Genomic DNA, 1,354 nt, shown 5'->3' on the forward strand with positions numbered 1-1,354 from the left:
CATGCCACCCAAGCCCGATCGCGCGGCCGCGAAGGTCGTATTGACGCTTGGTGCTTTCGACATTCTCCATAACCTGCCGCATGGATGATTGCCGGATGTACAGATAGGCACCCCGTTCGAGGTGATGTGATTGAACCTTGAGCTTTTCGTTCATGCTATCCTCCGTTCAGGGACCGCCATCACCATGGCGGCGAGTAGGCAGATGATTGTGTGTTGTTCGGACGTTTTTTCTGCGATCGGCAGGTCAAGTACCGGCGGCACAGAAGCAGCCGGACACTGGCCGGGCGTCCGCACGATCGCACGAACCCAGGCCCACATTCCGCGATGAAGAAGAATGGTAAGACCGCTGCGTGCCTCTGGCGGCAGCGCGGTGCCGAGAGCGGCAGCCCGCAATATTTCGTATCGATCTGTGGCGCGCAACTGCATCTCGGAATGCCGTTGCGCGCCAATGCTGGTCACGCCGTTTTTTTTTGACCGAGCGCGCGCTCGATCGTTCTGGGGTGGACATCGAGGCCGAACTTTGTCCGGAGACGGTCCGTCAGTTCGCGCGCCCGGATGGGCTCGCCTGGGTCCACCTGTGCGATGAGGAACGCCAGCACTTCGCCGTGGAGCTTGTGCGGTCCGCGCGGCCCGCGCTTCCTCGGTACCAGACCGGCCAGGCCGGCGCCTTCGAAGTCCGCCTTGGCCTGATAAAAGGTCGGCCGGGACACGCCATATTCGTCGGATGCCTCCGTCACGGAAACCCTGTCGACGGATACGCGCCGCAGCATCTCGTACTTCACTTGCACGATGTCGCGTGGATCGAAGAAACCGCCTTCCTGGAACTTCGGGTCGCCGACTTTCTCCGGGGCGGGATTGAGTGTGCCATCCTCCGCTAAAGCGCTGGCCTTTGATCGCGTGTGGTTGGCGCTGCTCGACACCCGGAACCTCAGCTGTTTTCTCAGCAAGTGTAATCTGTAATATACCGCATTTAGTTGTAGGGTCAAGATGGTTATCGCCACTCAGTCGCCAATCATGCCAGTTAATAATTACCATTCACCGGAGTCCCCAGGGGCTCTGCGGCGTCTTTTGCCTTACATAAGCGGTATATTTATCCTTACATATTTTTGGTCCATCAACCCGCCTTTGCTGCATGAGGTGCGCCACAAGCTCACCGAGCTCCAACAGATCGCCAAGGCTGCAAAGTGCGCGGCGGCCTCCAGCAGACACCTCAGGGCCAGGGGTTGCCGCATCGGTCCATTGCGGCGGAACGGAGCAAATCCGCCCATCGGCAAAGCGAAGCAGCCAACGCTTGCCAGCTCGGTTGCCGCGCTTTGCAATGCATACCCCGCCCTGCCCGGAATACGGATGGAAG

Annotated in this window: 2 protein-coding genes; both read right to left on the reverse strand. The window is 59.6% G+C overall.

Features of this window, described 5'->3' with window-relative positions; all coding sequences use genetic code 11:
* Positions 1-455: 455 nt before the first annotated feature.
* Complete coding sequence (locus tag QQJ84_RS19185) at positions 456-947, reverse strand: helix-turn-helix domain-containing protein (protein WP_284259940.1); 492 nt, start codon at positions 945-947, stop codon at positions 456-458.
* 88 nt (positions 948-1,035) lie between these two features.
* On the reverse strand, positions 1,036-1,354 hold a 319-nt coding region (locus QQJ84_RS19560; RefSeq protein WP_408862253.1), incomplete at its 5' end, for a DUF5372 family protein.

This window comes from Acidocella aquatica, from assembly GCF_030160635.1.
In the GTDB taxonomy this organism is placed as follows: Bacteria; Pseudomonadota; Alphaproteobacteria; order Acetobacterales; family Acetobacteraceae; genus Acidocella; species Acidocella aquatica.